Source organism: Arthrobacter sp. MDT2-3 (genome assembly GCF_059090465.1).
In genome coordinates, this window is record NZ_JBNHFS010000006.1 from 44243 (window position 1) to 64342 (window position 20100).

Consider the following 20100-nt stretch of genomic DNA (forward strand, 5'->3'; position numbering starts at 1 on the left):
CTGCCAGGACTTACGCCTCCGTGATCAGCGCTGCCTCTTTGGTTGCCGCTTGGAAGATGTGGGCGAGCAGGTCGTCAATCTCCTGCTGGGTAAGCAGCCCCTTGGAGAGGACTAGCTCCGAGACGCCCTGCCCGGTCATCAAAGCTTCTTTTGCGATGGTGGTGGCGTTTTCGTAGCCGATCCTGGGGCTTAGTGCTGTGACAAGCCCGATGGACTCCGCTACACGTGCGCGCAAGAGCTCGCGGTTGGCTGTTATTCCGGCTACGCATTTGTCCGCCAGTATTCTGCTCGCGGCAGTGAGGTGATCCAGGCTGGCAAAGAGGGCGCGTGCGATTATCGGCTCGAAGGCGTTCAGCTGTAGCTGGCCTCCTTCTGCGGCCAGGGTAATGGTTACGTCGTTGCCGATCACTTCGAAAGCGACCTGGTTCACGGCTTCAGGGATCACGGGGTTGACCTTGCCGGGCATGATGCTGGAGCCGGCCTGCCGGGGTGGCAGGTTGATTTCGTTGAATCCGGCGCGCGGTCCGGAGGACAGGAGTCGAAGGTCATTGCACGTTTTCGAAAGTTTGACGGCGACGCGTTTTAGAATGCCTGAAAGCTGGACGAAGACGCCAACATCAGAGGTCGCTTCCACGAGGTTTGTGGCAGAGACGAGGGTCTCGACTCCTGTAATCTCCCTCAGCGTTTCCATTGCCCGTGCCCGGTAGGCCGGGTGGGCGTTGAGTTCAGTACCGATAGCTGTTCCTCCGAGGTTGAGCTCATGGAGCAGGAGCCGTCCTTCGCGCAGGCGTGCCTCATCTTCTTCGAGGGTTGCCGCGAAGGCTGCGAATTCCTGTCCCAGGGTCATGGGCACAGCGTCCTGAAGTTGGGTGCGTCCCATTTTGATGACGTCGGAGAATTCGGTGGCTTTTGATTCCAGGGTGCGCCGAAGGTGGGCGAGTCCGTTCAGAAGGTGGAGGATGTGTCCGTCCAGCGCTATCTTGAGCGCGGTTGGGAAGACGTCGTTTGTACTTTGGCCAAGATTGACGTCTTGAAGGGGGTGGAGATGCTGGTACTGGCCGCGTTCGTAGCCGAGGTATTCAAGTCCCCTGTTGGCGATGACCTCATTGGTGTTCATGTTCGTCGAGGTACCTGCCCCGCCTTGGATCATATCGACGATGAATTGGTCGTGGAGTTGACCGGATCGGAGGTCTTGGCAGGCTTTGATGATTGCGTCCGCTTTATCAGGGCTGAGAAGTCCCAGATCCCGGTTGGCTACTGCTGCGGCCTGTTTCACGGCTGCCAATGCTGAAATGAAGATCGGCTGGGATGTCAGTACCTGCCCGCTGATGGGAAAGTTGTCAGCGGCGCGGGCTGCGTGGACTCCGTAGTAGGCGTTGCCTGGTACTTCAAAGTCTCCGAGGAGGTCGTGTTCGGTTCGGTGCGTGGGTGTGGTGGTCTGTTCGGTCATGGGTTGCTCGCTGTGTCGTTGAGTGTGTGGATGAGTCGTCCTTCCAGAGAGGTCGCGACGATTCTGTGGCGGAATTCCGTTCCCCGGAAAGGGTTGTTGGTTGATTTGGAGTACCGGTTGGTACTTGTCACGGTCCACTGGGTGTTGTCGATAAGTGTGAATGTGGCCGGTTCGCCTGCCGTCAGGGGTCTTCCTGCGAATTCGCTGATTCCACCAATTTGTGCCGGAGTGATCGACATCAGCTCCGCGACCCGCTTCCAGTTCAGCGACTGTGCCTCGTCCAGCACTTTAGCCACCACGGGCAGTGCGGTCTCCAGCCCCGTCATGCCGAAGGGAGCATCGCACCAGGTACGGGCCTTGGATTCGTCGGTGTGCGGGGCGTGGTCGGTGGCGACAATATCTATGGTTCCGTCCAGAAGTGCGGCTCTGAGTGCCTGGACGTCGTCTGCGGAGCGCAGTGGCGGATTGACCTTGTATCGCGTGTCCGTCAGTGCTGCCAGTTCATCTGAGAGCAGGAGATGGTGTGGCGTGACCTCCGCGGTGACCGGCCATCCTTGGGACTTTGCCCAGCGTATGATTTCAGCCGAGCGCCGTGTGGAGATGTGGCATACGTGCAGACGGGCTCCTGTTTCCGCGGCCAAAACGGCATCCCTTGCGATGATGGTTTCTTCTGCCACACCTAGCCAGGGCGGAAGAGCGGAGGTTTCCGCTGCGTGACCGGCATTGATCTGCCCTTCTCCGGCCAAGTCGCTGCTTTGAGCATGCTGAGCCACTACGCGATCCAGTCGCGCAGCGGCCAAGAGAGCTTCACGGGTAAGAGCGGCATTGTTGACGCATTTGCCGTCATCGGAGAACATTTTTGCTCCGGCCGCCGCCATCTCCTCGTACGGTGCGGACTGGAGTCCCTTAAGTCCGGTGGTAATCGCTCCGACCGGGTGGACCCGGCAGATGGCATGCATGCCAGCCAGCTTCAGCAGATGCCGCACCTTATCCGCGGTGTCGGTCACGGGGTCGGTGTTGGCCATGGCGAAGACGTCCGTGTAGCCCCCGGCGGCGGCGGATCGGGTTCCGGTCTGGATGGTCTCGGACGTTTCACCTCCGGGCTCCCGGAGGTGCGTGTGCAGGTCCACAAAGCCTGGCAGCATTATCAGCCCGGTGCCGTTGAGCACCTTGGCATCGGCTAAGGTGCGATGTCCTGCTGGCAGGAAGGACACAAACCGCCCGTTCTGTATGAGAACGTCAGCAGCCGCGCCGCCGTACGGCAGGACCCCGGAGACGATGACCTGATCCAGGGAATCGCCGGTTTTCCATTGCAAGGATTCGATGATCATGGCACGCATGACTGGCTGGGGACGGGCTCCCATGAGAATACGGGCCCGTCCTTACAGATGAGCGGGCTTTCGTTTCCTTCGCTCCGGGCGCCTGAGGCGCACCCGTGGCAGTACCCCAGGCCGCAGGCCATATGCGCCTCGACGGAGACCTGCACCTGGGATCCCCAACGCTCGGCAAGGTCTTCGCAAAGCCTAGTGAGTCGATCCGAACCGCAGGTCATGATGACTTCCGGCGGGTTGGCGTCCAGATCGGCGGTGAGCCTGGCGAACAGCGCTGCAGGCGTGCTGGAGCCCTCCTGGTCTGTGACTTCGTAAACTTTTGCGCCGTGACGGCGGTAGTAGTCAGCGCCAATAAGTGCCGAGGGCTCCCTGGCACTCGTGACAGCGATGGTTTGTATCCCGTTCTTGAAGTTGGCTTGGGCAACGGTCGTGAGGGAACAGGTTCCTATTCCGCGGCCGACGAGCAATACGCTGCGGGTTCCATGCTCGATTTCGAAGCTGCGTCCCAAGGGTCCAACCACGAACATTTCTTCCGAGACCTCAAAGGACTGGAGCCGTTTCGTACCCGATCCGACGACTCCGTAGAGAACTTCGACGGTTCCGGCTTCAGGGTCCGTTGAATAAATAGCCATGGGGCGCGGCAGTGCAGGGGTTTTCTCCCCGCGCCGGGCTGCTGTGAGCATGAGGAACTGGCCCGGCTGGGCCACACCGGCAATGCCCGGGGCGTCGAGTAACAGTGCCATATACCGGTCGCCGAGCGGTCGGTGGTCCAAGATGCGGTACTGGCCAGCCGTGGCTTTAGGCCGTTTTCTGTCCGGGAGCTTGGCCAGCTCCCAGTTGCCCAGGCTGTCATCCCCACGAAGGGTTACGGTAGGGGCATCGGAGGGGGTGGACATCGCGGTTCTCCTAGTGGTGGCTGGCAGGGAGGGACGAATCGAGTTGCCGAAGACTGGCTGTGAGCAGCTCAACGCCTGCCGCCAGGTCGTTGAAATCGGATAGTTCGTCCGGTGAGTGGCTGACCCCGTGGTTTTGGCTCGGAATGAAGATCATTCCTCCGGGACACACGTGATTGATCATTTGTGTGTCATGGCTGGCGCCGGAGGGCATCACCCGGTACGCGAGGCCCAGACGAGCGGCCGAAGAAGTGATGGCGTTGCGTATCTTCAGTGGCAGCACCACGGGGGAGGCGTCGGCCAGGACGTTCACGGAGATGCCGACTTCCCGTGCTGCCGCGATGTCATATGCCCGCGCGATGAGTTCCGTTGTCGAAAGCCGTTGCCGATCGGCGTCGGTATCTCTGACATCGATGTGTAGCTTGCAGTGTCCCGGGATGGTGGTGATCGAGCCGGGATGCACGTCCAGTTTGCCGACGGTGATGCGTGTGCCGTGGTGCCGGGAGTCGTTGGCGAGTTCTTCGGCGGCCAGAACGATCTGGGCGGACGCCGCCAGGGCGTCTGCCCGGAGATGCATCGGTGTTCCGCCCGTGTGTGACGCGCGCCCGGTAATGTCGATGCGGACGCGCGTACTGCCGGAGATGAGGTCGACTACGCCCACTGGGAGGTCGGCGTCGGTCAACACGCTGCCCTGTTCGATGTGTAGTTCGATGAAGCCTGCCCAGTCCTCCGGGTTCCAGATGGCATCGGAGACCCGTTGAGGATCGATATTGATGGCTGTCATTGCCTCGGCGACGCTGACCCCGTCTTTGTCCACAAGTTCGGACAGGTCCGTGGAGCGTGTCAGGCCCGCGATGATGCGGCTGCCGGTGCATGCCTGACCGAACCTTGCCCCTTCTTCAGCAGCGAAGGCCACGAACCGGACCGTGCGGCGAAGCGCCGACGTGCTGGTGGTAAGTGTCCGGGCAGCCTCCATAGCCGCGACGACACCAGCAATTCCGTCGAACGCTCCGCCGTTGGGGACGCTGTCCAAGTGGGACCCGGTCCCCAGGGCGGGCAGCCCGGGTTCTGACCCAGGAAGTTCGGCGATGGTGTTACCTGCGGCGTCCGTGTAGACACTCAAGCCGAGGTCTTCCATGTAAGCCTTGAATTCCCGGTGGGCTTCCCGTTCCAAAACGCTGTATCCCAGACGGGTGACGCCGGGACCGCTGTCTGGCTCGGAAAGGGCTGCAAATCGTTCGATCAGTGCGCGGACGTGGTCTGCGCGGCTGACAGGCAGCGTAGCGGCGGACTCAGCCGTTGTCGATGACATCGTGTTCCTTCTGTGTTTCCGGTTTGTCTGGGTACCCATCGGTGAGGGTGTGGGTTTCGATACCAAGGCGTGCCTCCGGCGCAGGTGCTGGGACGACGGAACCGATGCCAGTCACGACTGCGCCCTGGGATTGCGCGAAGCGGACGAGGGCGTCCAGCCCGTGCAGCTCCGTCCAGTCGTAGCTGACGACGACCGTCCGGGATCCGCTGGCGAGTGCGCCGGAGAGCCCGAGGGAACCTTCGACCGAGAAGGCGTACACGAGGTCGGCGCCCAATTCCCTGGCCACTACATGACCGAGGACGGCGGACTCGACCTGGTCCCAGACGACAACCGTGTCAGGTTCTGCAGCGGTCATGGTCTGGGCGAGTTCCCTACCCAGAAGTTCGGCGACAGCCGGTGTCTGCAGGGATGTAATCTGTTGCGACGCGCCGGCTTCTGCGGCTTGGCGGGCGACGTCCAGAATGCGGCGAGTGTTGTCAGACATGGTGATTCTCCTTTGTATGGATGGAGAGTTCAGCGAATCCGAACAGTGCATGCCGCGTCAAGGATGCATCCCCGCCGTGGACATCCGCCCCCAGGACGGACAGCGCCAGTGCTGGCCGTGCTCCGGCGAGTGTCAGGATGTCAAACACCGCCTCATCGTTCTCGGTCTCCTGCTCGTAGCTGAGGAACACGGTCCGCTCTGAAGAGTGAAGTTCCCCGGTCACGGTGCCGGCAGGGAGGTTGATGAGGGCGAAGGGGAGGCCGCTATGCAGTGCAACTGCGGTGGCAAGAGCGCTCTCGGGGCCGGAGCGTGCAATCAGCCGGTCTGTTCCTGCTGGAATGCCGGGAGCCAGAGCATCGGCGATCCTGCGCAGGATGGCTGGGCGGTGGAGGACCGCGGCCGCGTCGGGGTGGCCGCCGTCATGGGATGCCAGGGCTTTCAGATCTGCAGCCAGATCCTGGCGCTGTTCGTCCGTGTTCTGGATGATGCTGGGCGGGGTGGTTGTAGAAAGCGTTGTCACGGTGATTCCTTCGGAGACGTTGGGTTAGTCGAGTTCAGCGCCCTTGCGCTCCGGCACGAGGAACATCGTGACGAAGGCAAGCAGGTAGATGGCTGGAAGTAGAGCCAAGGCGAATGCGAAGCCGTGTTGGGCCGCGATGACGGCGATGATGATGGGAGCGAAGCCGCCGATGCCGCGGCCGATGTTGAACAGGACGTTCTGGGCGGTGGCGCGGGCTTCTGTGGGGTAGAGCTCTGCCATGAGGGCGCCGTAACCGCCGAGCATTCCGTTGGCGAACGCACCCATGATGAACCCGCCGGCGAGGAGGATGGCCGGGTCAGTGATCTGGCTGTAGGCCAGGACGGAAGCGGCAGCGCCGATCTGGAAGATCCAGAAGGTTCTCCGGCGTCCGATCCTGTCCGCGAGTTGGCCGAAGACGATGATGCCGGTCATCATTCCGAGGACTGTTACCGCGGTCCAGATGGATGAGTTTGTCAGGTTGAGGTTGAACTGGGTGCTGAGGTAGCGGGGGAGCCAGCTCATAATGCCGAAGTATCCGAAGTTCTGCACGGACGTGAGGATGATCAGGGCAACCGTGATGCGGACGGCTTTCTTATTGCCAACGAGGAGCCGGAGTGAGTTGCCGCGTACCTTCGGGACGGAGCTGTCAGGGTTTTTGGCTTTTTCGAGGAACTTCGGGGACTCGTGCAGCCGCTTGCGGATGATGATCGCGACGATGGCGGGGAATGCTCCAACGACGAACAGGCCGCGCCACCCGAAGGCTGTGATAATCGGAGCGGACAGGAGCGCTGCGGCCAGGACTCCAAACTGGAAGCCGATTGCGACCCAGGATGTGGCGCGTGCGCGCATCTTGGCCGGGACTGCCTCAGCTGCAAGGGTCATGCCGATGCCGAATTCGCCGCCGATGCCGATGCCGGCGATAAACCGGTAGATGGCCAGATCGGTGTAGCCTGTGGCCAGTGCTGAGAGGCCGGTAAATACGGCAAAGAGAATGACGGAGTACGTCAACATCCGGACTCGGCCGAATTTGTCGGCAAGTATGCCGAAGACGATGCCGCCAAGGACAGCACCCAGGAGGGTCACAGTGTGGAGGGCGCCGGCCTCAACGTTGGTGAGTTGGAAGCTGGCGATGATGCCCGACAGTGCGAAGCTGAGGATCAGCAGGTCGAAACCGTCGAGCCCGTAGCCGATGGCTGAGGCGAACACAGCCTTGCGGCCATAATTGTCCCGGTCGGTTTCCTTTGGGGTGGGTCCGTGTTCCGTTTCCGTCGGGGACGGGATGTGACTATTGCTCATGAATGGCTCCGGAGAGGATCGGTGTGTCCAGTGTTCCGATCAGTTCGGAAACCTTTGACACATGGAGGCGATGACAAAGTGGTTCGAGATCGGCGATGATCTCGCTCATTGTGGTTGGACGTGTGAAGGTTGCGGTGCCAACTTGGACCGCAGTGGCTCCGGCGATCATGAATTCAGCGACGTCTCCTGCAGTGGTGATGCCGCCGCAGCCAATCACGGGGATATTGACTGCCTGTGCTGCATCTCGGACGAGTTTGAGGGCCAGTGGCTTCACGGCGGGGCCCGTGTAGCCACCGGCGCCGCTGCCCAAAACGCTCGCCCTTTTGTTTATGTCAACGGCAAGACCGGAAAAGCTGTTTGAGACGGTCACGGCCGTTGCTCCGGCATCCTCAGCAGCCTTTGCAATCTCGCCGATGGAACTCACCGTCGGCGTCAGTTTTACGAAGAGGGGACGGTCCGTGAAGCGCCGGATCCCCTGGACTACCTCGGCCACCCGCTTCGGCGAAGTGCCAATAGCCAAACCCCCATGTTCCAGATTGGGGCATGACACGTTGACCTCAAAGGCTGCAACGTCCTCGCTGCCCAGGTCTTCGGCGATGGTGTAGTACTCCTGCGTAAAGAGTCCACCAATACTCACCACTACGTGCGTTCCACTCGCCTGATACTGCCTGAGAAGCCCGTTCCGGAAACCTTCACTCCCGGGGCTGGGAATTCCCACGCTGTTCAGCATGCCGAAGGAGGTTTCGGTCAGACGATGTGCCGGGTTACCCGCCCGCTCGACTGCAAAGACCGTCTTAGTTACGACTGCTCCCAACTGCTCCAGGGGCAAAATGGCTGCAAGCTCCGGCCCAAAACAACCGGAGGCTGGCATTACCGGATTAGCCAAAGTAAGTTCGCCCAGAGCCACCGTCAGGTCGACGCGAGCCGAAACACTGTCTGACACTGTAAATTCGGGACCTTTATCAACGACCAGCCCATTTTCCATGACGCGAACATCCTTCATCCGTCTAGTGAATACACGGCTAGCATGAGCCACATCACAGGGCATGTCAACGCCTCCTTACGACCCTTCGGCAGGGTGCTCAACAGGCCCCGGAAGCGATTTTCGCGTAGGGAGAGCTTTGGCTCGAGGATTTCCGTAAGGCAAGTGCCGTAGCTCCAACCTCATCGCCTGCCGAAAGCGGCGTGCGCTGAGCCGAGCAAAAAATTTCGGGATGTTCTTCGTCATCTTCATTCGTAGAAATTTCCGCTACATGAAGCATTGCCATTCTCTGCACGGAAAAATAGACTCATGAATTCGGTGTCACCTCTATGCGGTGGCCTCTCACATCCCACAAGGAGTCCCATGCCAGCAAACCCAACAGTTCAAGCTCATATCAGCTCTGCTGACATCTTCGAGGCCCATCTGGGAGGAAAGCTCGCAGTCGAAAGTTCGGTCGCGTTAGATACGGCCAGGGATCTTTCGATTGCATACACACCCGGCGTCGCGGAGGTAAGCCGTGCCATTCATGCTGACACCTCTATCGCTGCAACCCACACCTGGGCTGCTCGCCTCGTGGCAGTTGTGAGTGACGGGACAGCTGTGCTTGGCCTGGGCAACATCGGACCAAGTGCGTCCTTGCCTGTCATGGAGGGAAAGTCGGCTTTGTTCAAGGCGTTTGGGGGCCTGAACTCCATTCCACTGGTACTGAACACGACTGATGTGGATGAGATCGTCGAGACGCTGAAACGTCTGCGCCCGAGCTATGGCGCGGTAAATCTAGAGGACGTGTCTGCTCCGCGCTGTTTCGAGTTGGAAGCCAAACTGATCGAAGCGCTCGATTGCCCGGTGATGCACGACGACCAGCATGGAACCGCTGTAGTGGTTCTTGCAGCTCTCAGCAACGCGGTGAGGCTCACTGGCCGTTCAATGGATTCGATCAAGATAGTCATCTCTGGTGCTGGTGCAGCGGGGGTTGCATGCGCCAACATCCTTTCCGAAACGGGAGTTCGAGACATCGTCATGATCGACTCGCGGGGGATCATCGGGCCGAAGCGAACTGATCTTGGTGCAATTAAGGAAGACCTCCTCAGGCGGACCAACCCGAGGCGGCTATCAGGCTCGGTAGCGGATGCAATGCTTGGCGCGGATGTGTTCATCGGCGTTTCCTCCGCAAGGCTTGAAGAGAGCACCCTTGAGCTGATGGCGGATGACCCGATTGTCTTTGCGCTATCGAATCCAACGCCGGAAATCGACCCTGAAGTTGCCGCCCGTTACGCGAAAGTAGTTGCGACAGGAAGGAGTGACTATCCCAATCAGATCAACAATGTGCTTGCCTTCCCGGGAATCTTCCGGGGAGCACTGGATGCCGGGGCTCACACCATTACAACCCAAATGAAGATGGCGGCAGCCAGAGCGATCGCCGATCTCGTGGGCGACGAGCTGGATGCAGAGTACATTGTTCCCAGTCCGCTGGATTCACGCGTTGCCCAGGCCGTCACTGCGGCCGTCATCGCAGCAGTTTAGGTGCTACCCACAAGCGGCGTGATTGGTGCGAACCGATTACAACACCACTCGACTGTCGGAAGCACGCGCAGGACAAGTAATTCCCAGGGAGTAGTTCTGGCTGCGCGTGGCGCTGGGGCCGGACTGGAACTAGGAGTCCGTCTCCACCCATCCAAGATCTGCGGCCATTTCATCTGCCGCAGCCCTCACAACCTTGACAGCCTCGTCTCGGTCGCTCCTGTCGACCATGCGTTGAGACGGTGCTGCCAGGGTAATGGACGCTACAACTTCTCCAATTGAAGATCGGACCGGAGCGGAAACGGCCCATACATTCTCATCCAGTTCGGACTCACAGACGTCGTAACCCTCCGAACGGATGTTGGCCAGGTGATCCATCACTGCATTTACCGTGCTCGGTGTCTCTGCCGTGAAGGCAGTCAACTCAGTATTGGCCAGCAGTTTCCGGATCCTATCCGGCGGTTGCCATGCCAGTAGCGTCCGTGCTGCTGCAGCGGCGTGCAAAGGCATTGTCTGACCAACACGCACGAACAACCTCAGGGGGAACTTGGACTCCGACAATGCCAGACAGACGACCTTGTCGCCAGCAAATTCAGATAGGAACACCGTCTCGCCAGTCCGCCTACTCGCGTCTGAAACTGCGTGGTGTGCCGTCACCAGAGGAGATTCCCGCGAATAATCCGACTGTACAAGTTCGCGTACCGCCGGCCCTAGAAAGTACCGGCGGTTGGAGCTGGACCTTGTGATGAACTTTTGTTCTTCGAGGACCGCAGCAGTTCTGTGGGCACTCGCCACGGGAAGATCCAGGCGCTCACTGATTTCGCCAAGAGTGAGTCCCTTCGGAGCTCTTGAAAGAACTTTCAGCACATCCAAGGCCCTGACTACAACCTGCATGACTACCCCTATATCGCGTCACGGAAAACCTTTTTTCAGCATACGACAACTTCTAGTAAAAGCAATCCACTAGGAGGCGCAGCTTAGGCGAGACAGTCCAAATGCTATGCGGTCCCTAGACCGCAACGCGTACGCATCCTGAACGGGCCGGCCTCATCCTGCCCGGACAGCCCCCTCGAAGACCTTGCCAACCCAGACGGTAGGCGGTCATCGACTTCCCCATCTCCTTTAGGACCACCATGACAACCAAGACCAAGCAGATAAAGCAGGACTGGAGAAGGCTTGAACCAGGTGACGAGGTACTCGTCACCGACTCCCACAACCCCGCGACACTAGGCATCGTCGACGCCAAGACCGCCAGCTCGGACGTCATCTGGATCGTGGACCACGAAGGCCGCGGCCGACGAGCCTTTGACGACAGGGAAGGCATCATAATCCTGCACACCTGACCTGCCGGTGCATGCCGCGATCTGGCCCTTGAAGACCGAATCATCGGTAGGGGCACCGCCTCCAGAGCCCTTTTTTGAGAAACATCATCGCCATACACGAAGGATGCAGCCCAATGCCTGACAACAGCCCCAAACGCTTCATCACTCTCAACATCAGCCGTCGTTCCGAACTGGAACACAGACTCGATCATGCCGTCACCGAACTGCTCGGGCCGGCTCGGCAGCTCAACCAGGGCATCCTGGTGACACGACTCAGTCCGGCATCGTTCACCATCCGTCTCAGCGAAGAAATCCCCTATGGGACAACGGTGGAAAACGTTACTTGGTAGAGCACTTGCAGGGCCTGCGATGCGCGCCGCCGGACGGGTCGAAACTCTTCGTGCAGTTTCCCGGGATTCCCTGCCCGGCCACGGAAAGAGCCGATAATGGATATTCCGTCAATCTGCCTCGTCTTGAAGAATGCCGCGCATTCGCTCCTTTACGGGGCTTGATTCACAACGTGGACCAGGATCGGATCATAAGGTCCGCGGGTGAGCTAGGGCTGGAGCGTCGCGACAGTACTCATCGCTGTAATGCAGTCCTACCCATGGAGAGGCTATTAATTCGGCGGGGTTGGGCCTTGGAGGGGAATCGGGGGTTTCTAGCCACCCTTCACGCTTCCACTCTTGGTGACTGATGGGGCTTCGTGCTGGCATCTTTGCCTCTTCTGCGTGGTGATTGGGTGTTACCTCCAGATCGGGCATGTGTTGAGATCTGCAGGAGTGCATATATGGCGTCCCTGTAGGACGTGCCACGACCTTGTTGGAATCAGAGCGCCATATTCGAGTCAGTAGGCTTGGAGACCAGCGGCACTGTAAGCGGACCTGGCAAGGGAACTGCCTAAGAAATTGAAAAGTGCAGTTGCCACGTATTCGTTGGCCGCCTTGCTGCATAGATACGTGGAGAACTCTGTGTACCTCTGGACGGCTGCTGGAAGTGGCCCGAGAAAGGTCACCTCGGGAACTAGCTTGAGTTCGCTTATTTGTTGGACAGCCAGAACGGCTCGTCCGTCAATCAAAGCGCTGGTTGTTGACCCTTCCTCGACGAAAGTGGCTCGGGAGTTCACTATGTCAGCTATCCCTAGGTCCTGGAGCATCCGGCCGAAATACGTTCCGCTTGGTCGCGTCCTCGAGTAGGCAACAGAGCGGCACCTTGTGAGTGCAAAGGCAAGCTCCTCTACGGTTGTGATACTTGGGGCATTGGCATCGGGCGCGGCGGCAACTCCGATCCCCGAACTAACGATGTGCCCTGCAGCATGGAAGGCGCCGCCTCGGGGCGGCTCTGTGCGCCCAAGGGAACCAGAAAGTCCGAGAAATATAGCCGGTTGGGCCCCCGCGTTGATCCTTTCCAGGAGCCTCGCCGTTGAATCGTAGACAACCTCTATGGGCTGTCCAGTCGCTCTAACAAATGCCGGCATGATTGTTTCCTCTACCGGTTTTCTTAGAGCGTTCGCACAGAAGAGAGACGTCCTTGTGGTTGCAGGATTCACTGTCGCCTCAGGGCTACATCAGCTCAGGTGCAGGAGCGAGCACGATATCGAATCGGGTGCGCGCCCATGACGTGCCGCGAAGCTCGCGCCCGTCAGGCGTTGGGCTTCCCGGGGGTTGCTGAACAAAGCGCTTTATGAGGGAACTTTTGACTCCGAAGACGGAGTCGCCGGCTTCAATAATGGGGTCGCCCTCGACAAAGATGTGTGTCACGAGGGTGCGGTGGTCGGCGGCAGTGACCATGAAGTGAAGATGGGAGGCCCGCATCGGGGATCGGCCGACCGCTTCAAGCATTTTTCCTACCGGGCCGTCATGCGGGATTGGATAGGGTGTCGGGGTGAGGGCCCAGAAGGCGTATTTTCCTTCGTGGTCCGTAAAGAGATGCGCTCGGCCAGCAACCCGGGGGTTCGTGTATTGAACATCGTAAAAGCCGTCCTCATCGGCTTCCCAAACTTCAATCCGGGCGCCTGGAAGTGGATTGCCGGCGGTGTCCGTGACGGTCCCTTCGACCCAGCAGGGCTGACCGTTTGCGCCGCCAGCGATGTCTCCGCCTATGGGAATTTCGGGGGCATTCTGGATGAAGAATGGTCCAAAAACTGTAGCTTCGGTCGCGTTCTTGTGAGTTTCATTGTTGATGGCGATGGTCTGCATTGAGAGGCCGAGCACGTCAGAAAGCAGGATGAACTCCTGACGCTTGTCGTCGGTGATGTGTCCGGCGTCGGTGAGGAATTCTATTCCGGCGTTCCATTCGTCCTCGGTGAGGCGAACCTCCCGTGCGAAGTTGTGCAGATGCCTCGTGAGGGCTTGCATGACTTGCTTCAGCCGGGGGTCTTGCGTTCCTTCAAAGGAGGAAACGACCGTTTCTACGAGTTGTTGTTCCACGGCTGCCTGCTCGGGTGAAATTGCTGTTGCTACTGGACGGGTGCTCACAAGGTCTCCTACGGTCTGGCGTTAGTGGTGGTGCGGTTGAAAGTTTGCGTTGTGGTTGGGGGGAAGGATGGCAGCCTATGGTGGAGCGTCCGGGTCATACTTGTCGCGGGGAGATGTCCAAAGTTTTGGATCAACCCGGGCGTCTGTCGAGGCTGGAAGCCCCAGCCCAGTGAAGCGTCAGTTGATAGCCTTCCGCTCGAGCGAACAGTCGGCGCCCCCAGCCCCCTGCGAGGTGGACCCATATGATCGCCCCATCAGGGGTGACATCGTCTACCCGTCCACGGAAATGGCCCTGGCCTTGCTTGTACAGGGAAACTTCGTGGCCGGGGGAGACCTCTTGCCAATCAGGTATTGCCACTTGGGATGAAGCTTCCTGTTGCCTTTGTCCGCTGCGGAACGAATACGCCAACAGCGAGCTCACCGGCTTCCCGTTTCACGTGAGGATCCGCTCAGAACATTTGGGGCGGCGAGCATTGACAGTTTGTCCGATGCTGTCAGCTGGGGTGTCAGGAGGTAAGTCCCATCGGGGTCCGCCAGCAACAGCCCCTCATTTCGAAGTTGCTGAAGAGCGTGATAAGCCGAGGAACGCTCAACCCCCAGTTCAAGGGCCATAGTGGCCGCAGTGATAGGTCCAGCAGCGTTGCCGGCGCGGGCAAGAATGGTCTTGCGGATCAACTCGTAGACAGACTCGTCCAAGGCCCGAGTGAAACTGCCGAACTGGCCTCTGAAATACCCCAAGGGATCTCCTGCTCCGGCTTCAGCTGTTTTCACCTCCGCCATAAACACTGCGTGCGTTGCGACATCGGTGCGGGAAACGATGGTGCATTCGATCTGCGCCAGCGCGTCAGAGATCAGCGGGACATCGAGTTCGCGGGTCATCAGTTCCACGTCCCTGAACTTGTCAGGATGCCGGGTAGCGAACTGTACCGCTAACTCGGCCTGCTTTTCCCCGAGGACGTTCACAGCGAAGACGCCGGCCTCGCTCAGGGCATCTGTTGTGGCGAGCTGGCGATTCAGGCACACCAACAACATGGGCGGGTCCATGGAGAGGGAGCTCACAGCGCTTGCGGTGACACCGAACCTGGTGCCGCCATACTGAGTGGTGATGACTGCGACCCCGCTAGTGAAATGGCTTATTACCTTCCGGAAGGCGACCGGATCGACGGACTCCCGAACCCTTGTGTCGGAGATACTCATGATGGTTCCTTTCTTGCGGTAAGTGTGATGCAGTTCATGATTCAGCATCATGTGTGGCCGTTAACGAGGTCGAAACGGGCTGCCTGCGTCACCCTCCGCTCGGGCTATTCTGTGTTTTATGTCACGTATCAAAGGGCCTCCGGCGGGTTTGATTATCCGCAGCAAACTCGCGGTGCCGCCACTGGCGGAACGGCTAGTTGAGAGGCCCCGTCTGAACCAGCTGTTCAGCAAGTTGATCAACCAGAACAGGGTGGTTTGGGTCGCGGCTACGGCAGGTTCCGGCAAAACCACGGCGGTTGTGCAGGCCGCTACTGCCTGGGGTGGGCCGATGGCATGGCTCACGTTGGATGGGACTGACGCTGCTCCCGGCCGGCTGCTCATCTATCTTGAGGCGGCAATAGCCGCCCATGTGCCCGATGCCGCCGGTCTGGCTAGCAGCGCGCTGACCGCGCGTATTCCTCATCCCGAAGTAGCTGGCTTGTTGGCCGAGTCCGTGGGCGATGAGGATCTACTTCTGGTGCTTGACGGGCTCGAGAATTTTGTTGGCTCATATGAAGCGCTTGAGGTCATCGGGGCGGTCGTCCGGTATGCGCCCGTTGGACTCAAGGTCGTGCTGCTTACCCGGGTTGACCTGCCGATCGACCTCAGTGCTCTGGCGGGCGTCGATCGCGTCGCAACCATAGGCGAGGAAGATCTGGCCTTCACTCCCGAAGAAGCTGCAGGGGCGCTCGTTGAGGCCGGAATAACGGACATCGACGCCTCCAGCGCAGTCGAGGCAACGGGAGGTTGGGTAACAGGGGTACTTTTTGAAGCGTGGCACTCTCGGCTGCACATTTCCGGAACCGGCGGCGAGGCTGACCCTCTGCACGGCTATCTTGCTTCGCAGATCCTGGCGAAGCTGGTTCCTGAAGAACGGGAGTTCCTCGTTGTTACATCTCTACTGGACGAAGTGACACCAACCCGGGCGGCAGCCCTGGGCCAATCCAACGCCGGTAGTTTGCTCGTGAGGCTGCGAAGCCACCACTTGCCTGTTTCCTGGATTTCCGGGACCTACCGCATGCGCTGCCACCCTCGCTTTCGTGAATACCTTGTCACCTGTTTGGAACGCAGAGCGCCCGCAGAGGTTCAAGCTATGCGCCGTGCCTATGGGGACCTCCTAGTCTCCGAGGGCCATCTTGAGGAAGCCGTCGAGCAGTTCTTGGCCGCGGAGGAGTTGGACCTGGCCGTGGATGCAGCGGAAGTGGTAGTGGGCGACGTACTCGACCGACTCGATTTCGTCGTTGCCGAAAAGTGGCTGGGTCGCCTCGCCCCGCCTGGCAGTTCCGGGTCCCGAAGGCTGGGGCCCGCCGCACTCATGCTGTCCATAGCACGTGAGGACTACCGAAAGGGCGTTTCTATCGCCGATGATCTCCAGGCCAACGGTGTCAGGGAGGACCTGGCCCGTTCATCCCCGCGGGGTGGTGCCATTATGGCATGGTGTTATTGGCATCTGGACCGGCTAGACGATATGCGGGCGGTGATCGACGTGGCGCCCAGCAGCCCAGAGGTCGATGCTGTCCGCTACCTGCTTTCACTTGCCAGTCGTCGGGGAGCAACCGGCGCTTACCCCGCTCCCGTCCTCAGTGGTGGGCCCCTGGATGCTTTGGTGATGCGCGTGCACTACGCCCACGGAAGACTGCGTGAAGTCAGCAAAATGCCAGACTCCCCGTGGGCTGCTGCAGTCTCTGCTCCTTGGCGAATCGGCGCTCTTAGAGCAACAGGCCGCTTAACAGAGGCTTTGGAGCTTTACCGCTCAGCTGATGCGGGCCACTGGGCGCCGGCCTGGATGCACGGCATTGTTGGCCCGGAACTGATGATCGATCTGGAGGACGCAGAAGAAACACAACGAGTACTTGCCAAGGGACAGGGACTAGTCAGGGCAAGTGGCTCTCTGGTGTTCGAGTGGCTGAGCCGCCTCATTGAAGCCAAATTTGAACTGCGTTTAAATCATGCCCCTGTTGCTGCGCTAGCTCTTCTGGAACAGGTAGAGAACGCTGGAGGGCGCCACTATGACTTCATTGGTGAGGCTTTGGATACCTGGAAGGGCCTCGCGCTCCTGCTTTCCCGATCAGACGGTGGCGACGCAGTCGTAGTGCTCAGGCGAGCTGTCAAGAGCATGACCGAGGCGAATCGCATCCTAGACCTGCCCGCAGCGGCGATCTACCTTGCCGAAGCCGAATGGAGGCAGGGTGACTTGGCGAAATCTGACGAGGCTGCCGACAAGGCGATGGCTGCGGCCAGGATCCAAGAGTCCAACCACCAGATTCTGCTGGCCCTTGCGGATTTTCAGGCAGTACTCAGTCGTCGTCTGGACTCTGAAGAATTCACGGACTCGCCGTGGCATGAACTGGGGCAGGCCCTGATGGCCCGCGGTGTGAAAGCAGATTTGCATGAGCATCCTGTCATTCTCTTATCGGAGTTCGGTCGGATCGTCATCTCAGCCGCTGGTCAGGAAGTAAAGCCGCGCATTGCCAAGAGCCTGAAGCTACTGGCCTATTTGGCCGCGGTGCCGGGCCACCATGCTTCTCGGGAAGATCTGCTTTCGGCGCTCTTCGATGGTCAATCAGACGAATCCGCGCGAGCTTACTTGCGCCAGGCTGCCCATCGGCTTAGGGAGGCTCTTCCTCCCGGGATCGGACCGATCTTCACCGGCAACACTCTGGCATTCACCACTCCCGTCATTCTGGACAGCGAGTCCACCAGGTTCGAGGCGTTCATCGCAAAGGCCGCAAGACTCCGCGGGCAGGGAAGGCTTGAAGCGCTTTTGAAGGCGCTTGCCATCGCTGACAGGGGGGAGTACCTGCCGGGGATGGATTCATCCTGGGCAACGCAGCGGCGGGAGCAATTAGAGGAGCAGGCAGCCCAAGCTCGGCTTCAGGCTGCCCAAATGGCTTTTACCACCCAGCAGTACCGCCGGGCCGAGCAACTTGCGGAGCAAGTCGTTGCCCAAGATCCGTATAAAGAAAGCGCTTGGCGGATTCTCATGCGGATAGCCAGCGCCACAGGAAATGAGGACGGCGTCGTAGCCTCCTACCGCCGATGCAAGGCAGCCCTCAATGAGCTGGGCATCACACCCTCAGACTCAACCCAACAGATGTTTCAGCGGCTGAGGCGTTAACTAAGGCCTATTTCGCAGCGGTTAACACCTGATGCCGGATCGTTGCACCCATGGAGAAAAACGCCAGCTTCGAAAGTCCGGGAACGATCTTCAAACGCCTGCATGAGGCGTACAACAGGCACGACCACGCCGAAGCGGCTGCCTTGTACGCCATCGACGGCGAGCATGAAGACATCGCACTAAGCCATGTTGCTAAGGGACGCGATGCAGTTGCGGCGGGGCTGGCTCATTTCTTCACGGCCTTCCCTGATGCGCACTGGCACGCGCTGGACGATCTCGAAACGACGGATCGCGCTATGGGCCGCTATGTCCTCACCGCGACTTTGCAACGGGACATGGGAAACCTTAAGGCCGCTGGTCAGCGCTTGGAGCTGCGAGGCGTGCACATTCTGGAAACGGCTCAAGGTCTGATCCAGCGGTCGGAGGACTTCTGGGACAGCAAAACGTTCCATAACCAAATGAACACCATGAATACAGGAGCTAAAGCATGAGGACAGGAAAAGAATACCTGGAGTCTCTTCGCGACGGACGCCAAGTCTATGTCGGCGGAGAGCTCATTGAGGATGTAACGACGCATCCCAAGACAAAGGGTTATGCCCAGGCAATCGCCGAATACTACGACCTGCATCTCAAGCCGGAAAACCAGGACCTCCTGACGTTCGTCGATGAGAACGGCAAACGCGAATCGATGCACTGGTTCTTGCCGCGCTCAAAGGAAGACGTCGTCAAGAGGCGCAACTACGCCGACTTTATCTTCCGGCACTTCCAGGGCGGCATCTTCACCCGACCCCCGGCAGGAATGAACGTTGTCATGTTCACCCAGGTGGACGACCAGGAGCCGTGGGCCGAAAACTCCAAATTCAAGAATGGGCACCGTGACCTCTCCGGCAACATTCAGCGGCACTGGGAAGAAGTCACCGCCAAGGACCTCGCGGTCTCACCGATGTTCGTCGACGTCCAGTACGACCGCGGCCGCGACGATGCTATGGCCGAAACCCCCATGCTCAGTATCGTTGAGGAAAACGATGAAGGTATCGTCGTACGAGGCTGGAAAGCCATCGGTACGTCAATCCCCTTCGTGAATAACTTGTTGATCGGTAACCTGTGGCGGCCAGGGCAGACAGCCGAACAAACCGTATACGCAATGGTGCCTCTGGCTACTCCAGGCGTAAGCGTCGTGGCCCGCGAATCCCGGGCGCAACCCGACGCGGATCCCTACGACCGCCCCTTGGCGACGCTGGGTGACGAACTCGACGGGATGGTGTACTTCGATAATGTGCTTATCCCGTGGGCCCAGGTCCAACACGTAGGGAACCCGGAACACGCGAAGTGGTACCCCCAGCGGCAGTTCGACTGGGTGCACCTTGAGACCCAGATCCGACAGACCGTGCACGCTGAGCTGATGGTCGGCTTGGGTCTGCTCATCACCCAGTCGCTCGGAACGAGCAAGAACCCGGTGGTTCAGTCCCAGCTGGCAGAACTCATCCGCTTCCGTGAGACGTGTCGTGCGTTCATGATCGCTGCCGAGGAGACAGGATTCCACACCCCCGGCGGGCTGTACAAGCCCAATAACATCTTCATCGATTTTGGCCGGGCACACTACCTCGAGCACCAGCACGAGATGGTAAACATGCTGATCGAATTCTGTGGACGCGGCATCGTCATTCAGCCCACCAAGCGCGAACTGGATCACCCGTACATCGGACCGAAGCTTCAGGAAGCACTTCGCGGCTCCGAAATCAGCGCCCGTGACCGCATCAAGATTTTCCGTCAGATCAGCGAACGCTTCCTGACGGAATTCGGTACCAGGCACGAGATGTTCGAAAAGTTCAACGGCACCCCGCCGTACTTGATCAATATCCTCACCATGCAGCGCACTGAGTACCAGGTTGACGGTCCGCTAACGCAGCTGGCACGCGACGTACTGGGCTTCGGCGACACCGCCGAGCTTGGCAAACGCGCAGAAGAGGCCGATAAAGCCTCGCACTACGCCAGCGTCAAGTTCCAGCCCGAATACGCACGCTCGCAGGACGTTCACGATGGCTACATCGATGACGCCGAACCGAGCGACACGGCAGTCACCACACCGGCCTAAGGTCCAAGGCAGGATCCGGGATGCCCCTTCCCGGGTCCTGCCTTGCCGCTGCGCCCCCTGATC

At 59.6% G+C, this 20100-nt stretch carries 18 protein-coding genes; 6 read left to right on the forward strand and 12 right to left on the reverse strand.

All coding sequences use genetic code 11. From position 1 onward, the window contains the following. Positions 1 to 10 precede the first annotated feature (10 nt). Genes AC5RUQ_RS16970 through AC5RUQ_RS17005 form a run of 8 tightly spaced genes read right to left on the reverse strand, consistent with a single transcriptional unit; the run spans position 11 to position 8271 of the window. Complete coding sequence (locus AC5RUQ_RS16970; RefSeq protein ID WP_493948497.1) at positions 11 to 1450, reverse strand: aspartate ammonia-lyase; 1440 nt, start codon at positions 1448 to 1450, stop codon at positions 11 to 13. Beyond that, complete coding sequence (locus tag AC5RUQ_RS16975) at positions 1447 to 2781, reverse strand: dihydroorotase (RefSeq protein ID WP_493948498.1); 1335 nt, start codon at positions 2779 to 2781, stop codon at positions 1447 to 1449. The genes AC5RUQ_RS16970 and AC5RUQ_RS16975 overlap by 4 nt, the downstream gene beginning before the upstream one ends. Beyond that, positions 2778 to 3677, reverse strand: a complete 900-nt coding sequence (locus AC5RUQ_RS16980) for an iron-sulfur cluster-binding protein (RefSeq protein ID WP_493948499.1) — start codon at positions 3675 to 3677, stop codon at positions 2778 to 2780. Before AC5RUQ_RS16980 ends, AC5RUQ_RS16975 begins: the two co-directional genes overlap by 4 nt. Positions 3678 to 3687: 10 nt before the next feature. After that, a complete protein-coding gene (locus tag AC5RUQ_RS16985) occupies positions 3688 to 4986 on the reverse strand; it encodes a Zn-dependent hydrolase (RefSeq protein ID WP_493948500.1) in 1299 nt (432 codons plus the stop codon). Next, positions 4967 to 5470 (reverse strand): hypothetical protein, encoded by a 504-nt coding sequence (locus AC5RUQ_RS16990; RefSeq protein WP_493948501.1) that lies wholly within the window; start codon positions 5468 to 5470, stop codon positions 4967 to 4969. The genes AC5RUQ_RS16985 and AC5RUQ_RS16990 overlap by 20 nt, the downstream gene beginning before the upstream one ends. Beyond that, entirely contained in the window at positions 5463 to 5990 is a 528-nt protein-coding gene (locus AC5RUQ_RS16995) for a hypothetical protein (RefSeq protein ID WP_493948502.1), read from the reverse strand. Before AC5RUQ_RS16995 ends, AC5RUQ_RS16990 begins: the two co-directional genes overlap by 8 nt. 24 nt (positions 5991 to 6014) lie before the next feature. Then, complete coding sequence (locus AC5RUQ_RS17000; RefSeq protein ID WP_493948503.1) at positions 6015 to 7286, reverse strand: MFS transporter; 1272 nt, start codon at positions 7284 to 7286, stop codon at positions 6015 to 6017. Next, positions 7276 to 8271, reverse strand: coding sequence for a dihydroorotate dehydrogenase (locus AC5RUQ_RS17005; protein ID WP_493948504.1), 996 nt, complete (start codon positions 8269 to 8271; stop codon positions 7276 to 7278). Before AC5RUQ_RS17005 ends, AC5RUQ_RS17000 begins: the two co-directional genes overlap by 11 nt. Positions 8272 to 8631: 360 nt before the next feature. Here AC5RUQ_RS17005 and AC5RUQ_RS17010 point away from each other — a divergent pair, with 360 nt between their 5' ends. After that, positions 8632 to 9792, forward strand: coding sequence for an NAD(P)-dependent malic enzyme (locus tag AC5RUQ_RS17010; RefSeq protein WP_493948505.1), 1161 nt, complete (start codon positions 8632 to 8634; stop codon positions 9790 to 9792). Between the two features lie 129 nt (positions 9793 to 9921). Here AC5RUQ_RS17010 and AC5RUQ_RS17015 read toward each other — a convergent pair whose 3' ends face one another. Next, on the reverse strand, positions 9922 to 10683 hold the full coding sequence (locus tag AC5RUQ_RS17015; protein ID WP_493948506.1) for an IclR family transcriptional regulator: 762 nt from the start codon (positions 10681 to 10683) through the stop codon (positions 9922 to 9924). Positions 10684 to 10922: 239 nt separating this feature from the next. On the opposite strand from AC5RUQ_RS17015, the gene AC5RUQ_RS17020 reads away from it, so the two are divergent. Continuing rightward, a complete protein-coding gene (locus AC5RUQ_RS17020; RefSeq protein ID WP_493948507.1) occupies positions 10923 to 11132 on the forward strand; it encodes a hypothetical protein in 210 nt (69 codons plus the stop codon). 113 nt (positions 11133 to 11245) lie between these two features. Further along, positions 11246 to 11461 carry a hypothetical protein gene (locus AC5RUQ_RS17025; protein WP_493948508.1) on the forward strand — a complete coding sequence of 72 codons (216 nt, stop codon included), beginning with the start codon at positions 11246 to 11248 and terminating at the stop codon, positions 11459 to 11461. 497 nt (positions 11462 to 11958) lie between these two features. Here AC5RUQ_RS17025 and AC5RUQ_RS17030 read toward each other — a convergent pair whose 3' ends face one another. The 3 genes from AC5RUQ_RS17030 to AC5RUQ_RS17040 form a co-directional block, all read right to left on the reverse strand. Then, complete coding sequence (locus tag AC5RUQ_RS17030) at positions 11959 to 12660, reverse strand: substrate-binding domain-containing protein (RefSeq protein WP_493948509.1); 702 nt, start codon at positions 12658 to 12660, stop codon at positions 11959 to 11961. A 13-nt stretch (positions 12661 to 12673) separates the two neighbouring features. Beyond that, positions 12674 to 13588, reverse strand: a complete 915-nt coding sequence (locus tag AC5RUQ_RS17035; RefSeq protein ID WP_493948510.1) for an intradiol ring-cleavage dioxygenase — start codon at positions 13586 to 13588, stop codon at positions 12674 to 12676. A 417-nt stretch (positions 13589 to 14005) separates the two neighbouring features. After that, a complete protein-coding gene (locus tag AC5RUQ_RS17040; protein WP_493948511.1) occupies positions 14006 to 14785 on the reverse strand; it encodes a flavin reductase in 780 nt (259 codons plus the stop codon). A 118-nt stretch (positions 14786 to 14903) separates the two neighbouring features. Between AC5RUQ_RS17040 and AC5RUQ_RS17045 the strand changes: the two genes are divergently transcribed. The 3 genes from AC5RUQ_RS17045 to AC5RUQ_RS17055 are packed head-to-tail and all read left to right on the forward strand — an operon-like array spanning position 14904 to position 20037. After that, positions 14904 to 17942 (forward strand): AfsR/SARP family transcriptional regulator, encoded by a 3039-nt coding sequence (locus AC5RUQ_RS17045; protein ID WP_493948512.1) that lies wholly within the window; start codon positions 14904 to 14906, stop codon positions 17940 to 17942. A gap of 50 nt (positions 17943 to 17992) precedes the next feature. Then, positions 17993 to 18433, forward strand: a complete 441-nt coding sequence (locus AC5RUQ_RS17050; RefSeq protein ID WP_493948513.1) for a nuclear transport factor 2 family protein — start codon at positions 17993 to 17995, stop codon at positions 18431 to 18433. Beyond that, positions 18430 to 20037 carry a 4-hydroxyphenylacetate 3-hydroxylase family protein gene (locus AC5RUQ_RS17055; protein ID WP_493948514.1) on the forward strand — a complete coding sequence of 536 codons (1608 nt, stop codon included), beginning with the start codon at positions 18430 to 18432 and terminating at the stop codon, positions 20035 to 20037. Before AC5RUQ_RS17050 ends, AC5RUQ_RS17055 begins: the two co-directional genes overlap by 4 nt. Positions 20038 to 20100: the final 63 nt, after the last annotated feature.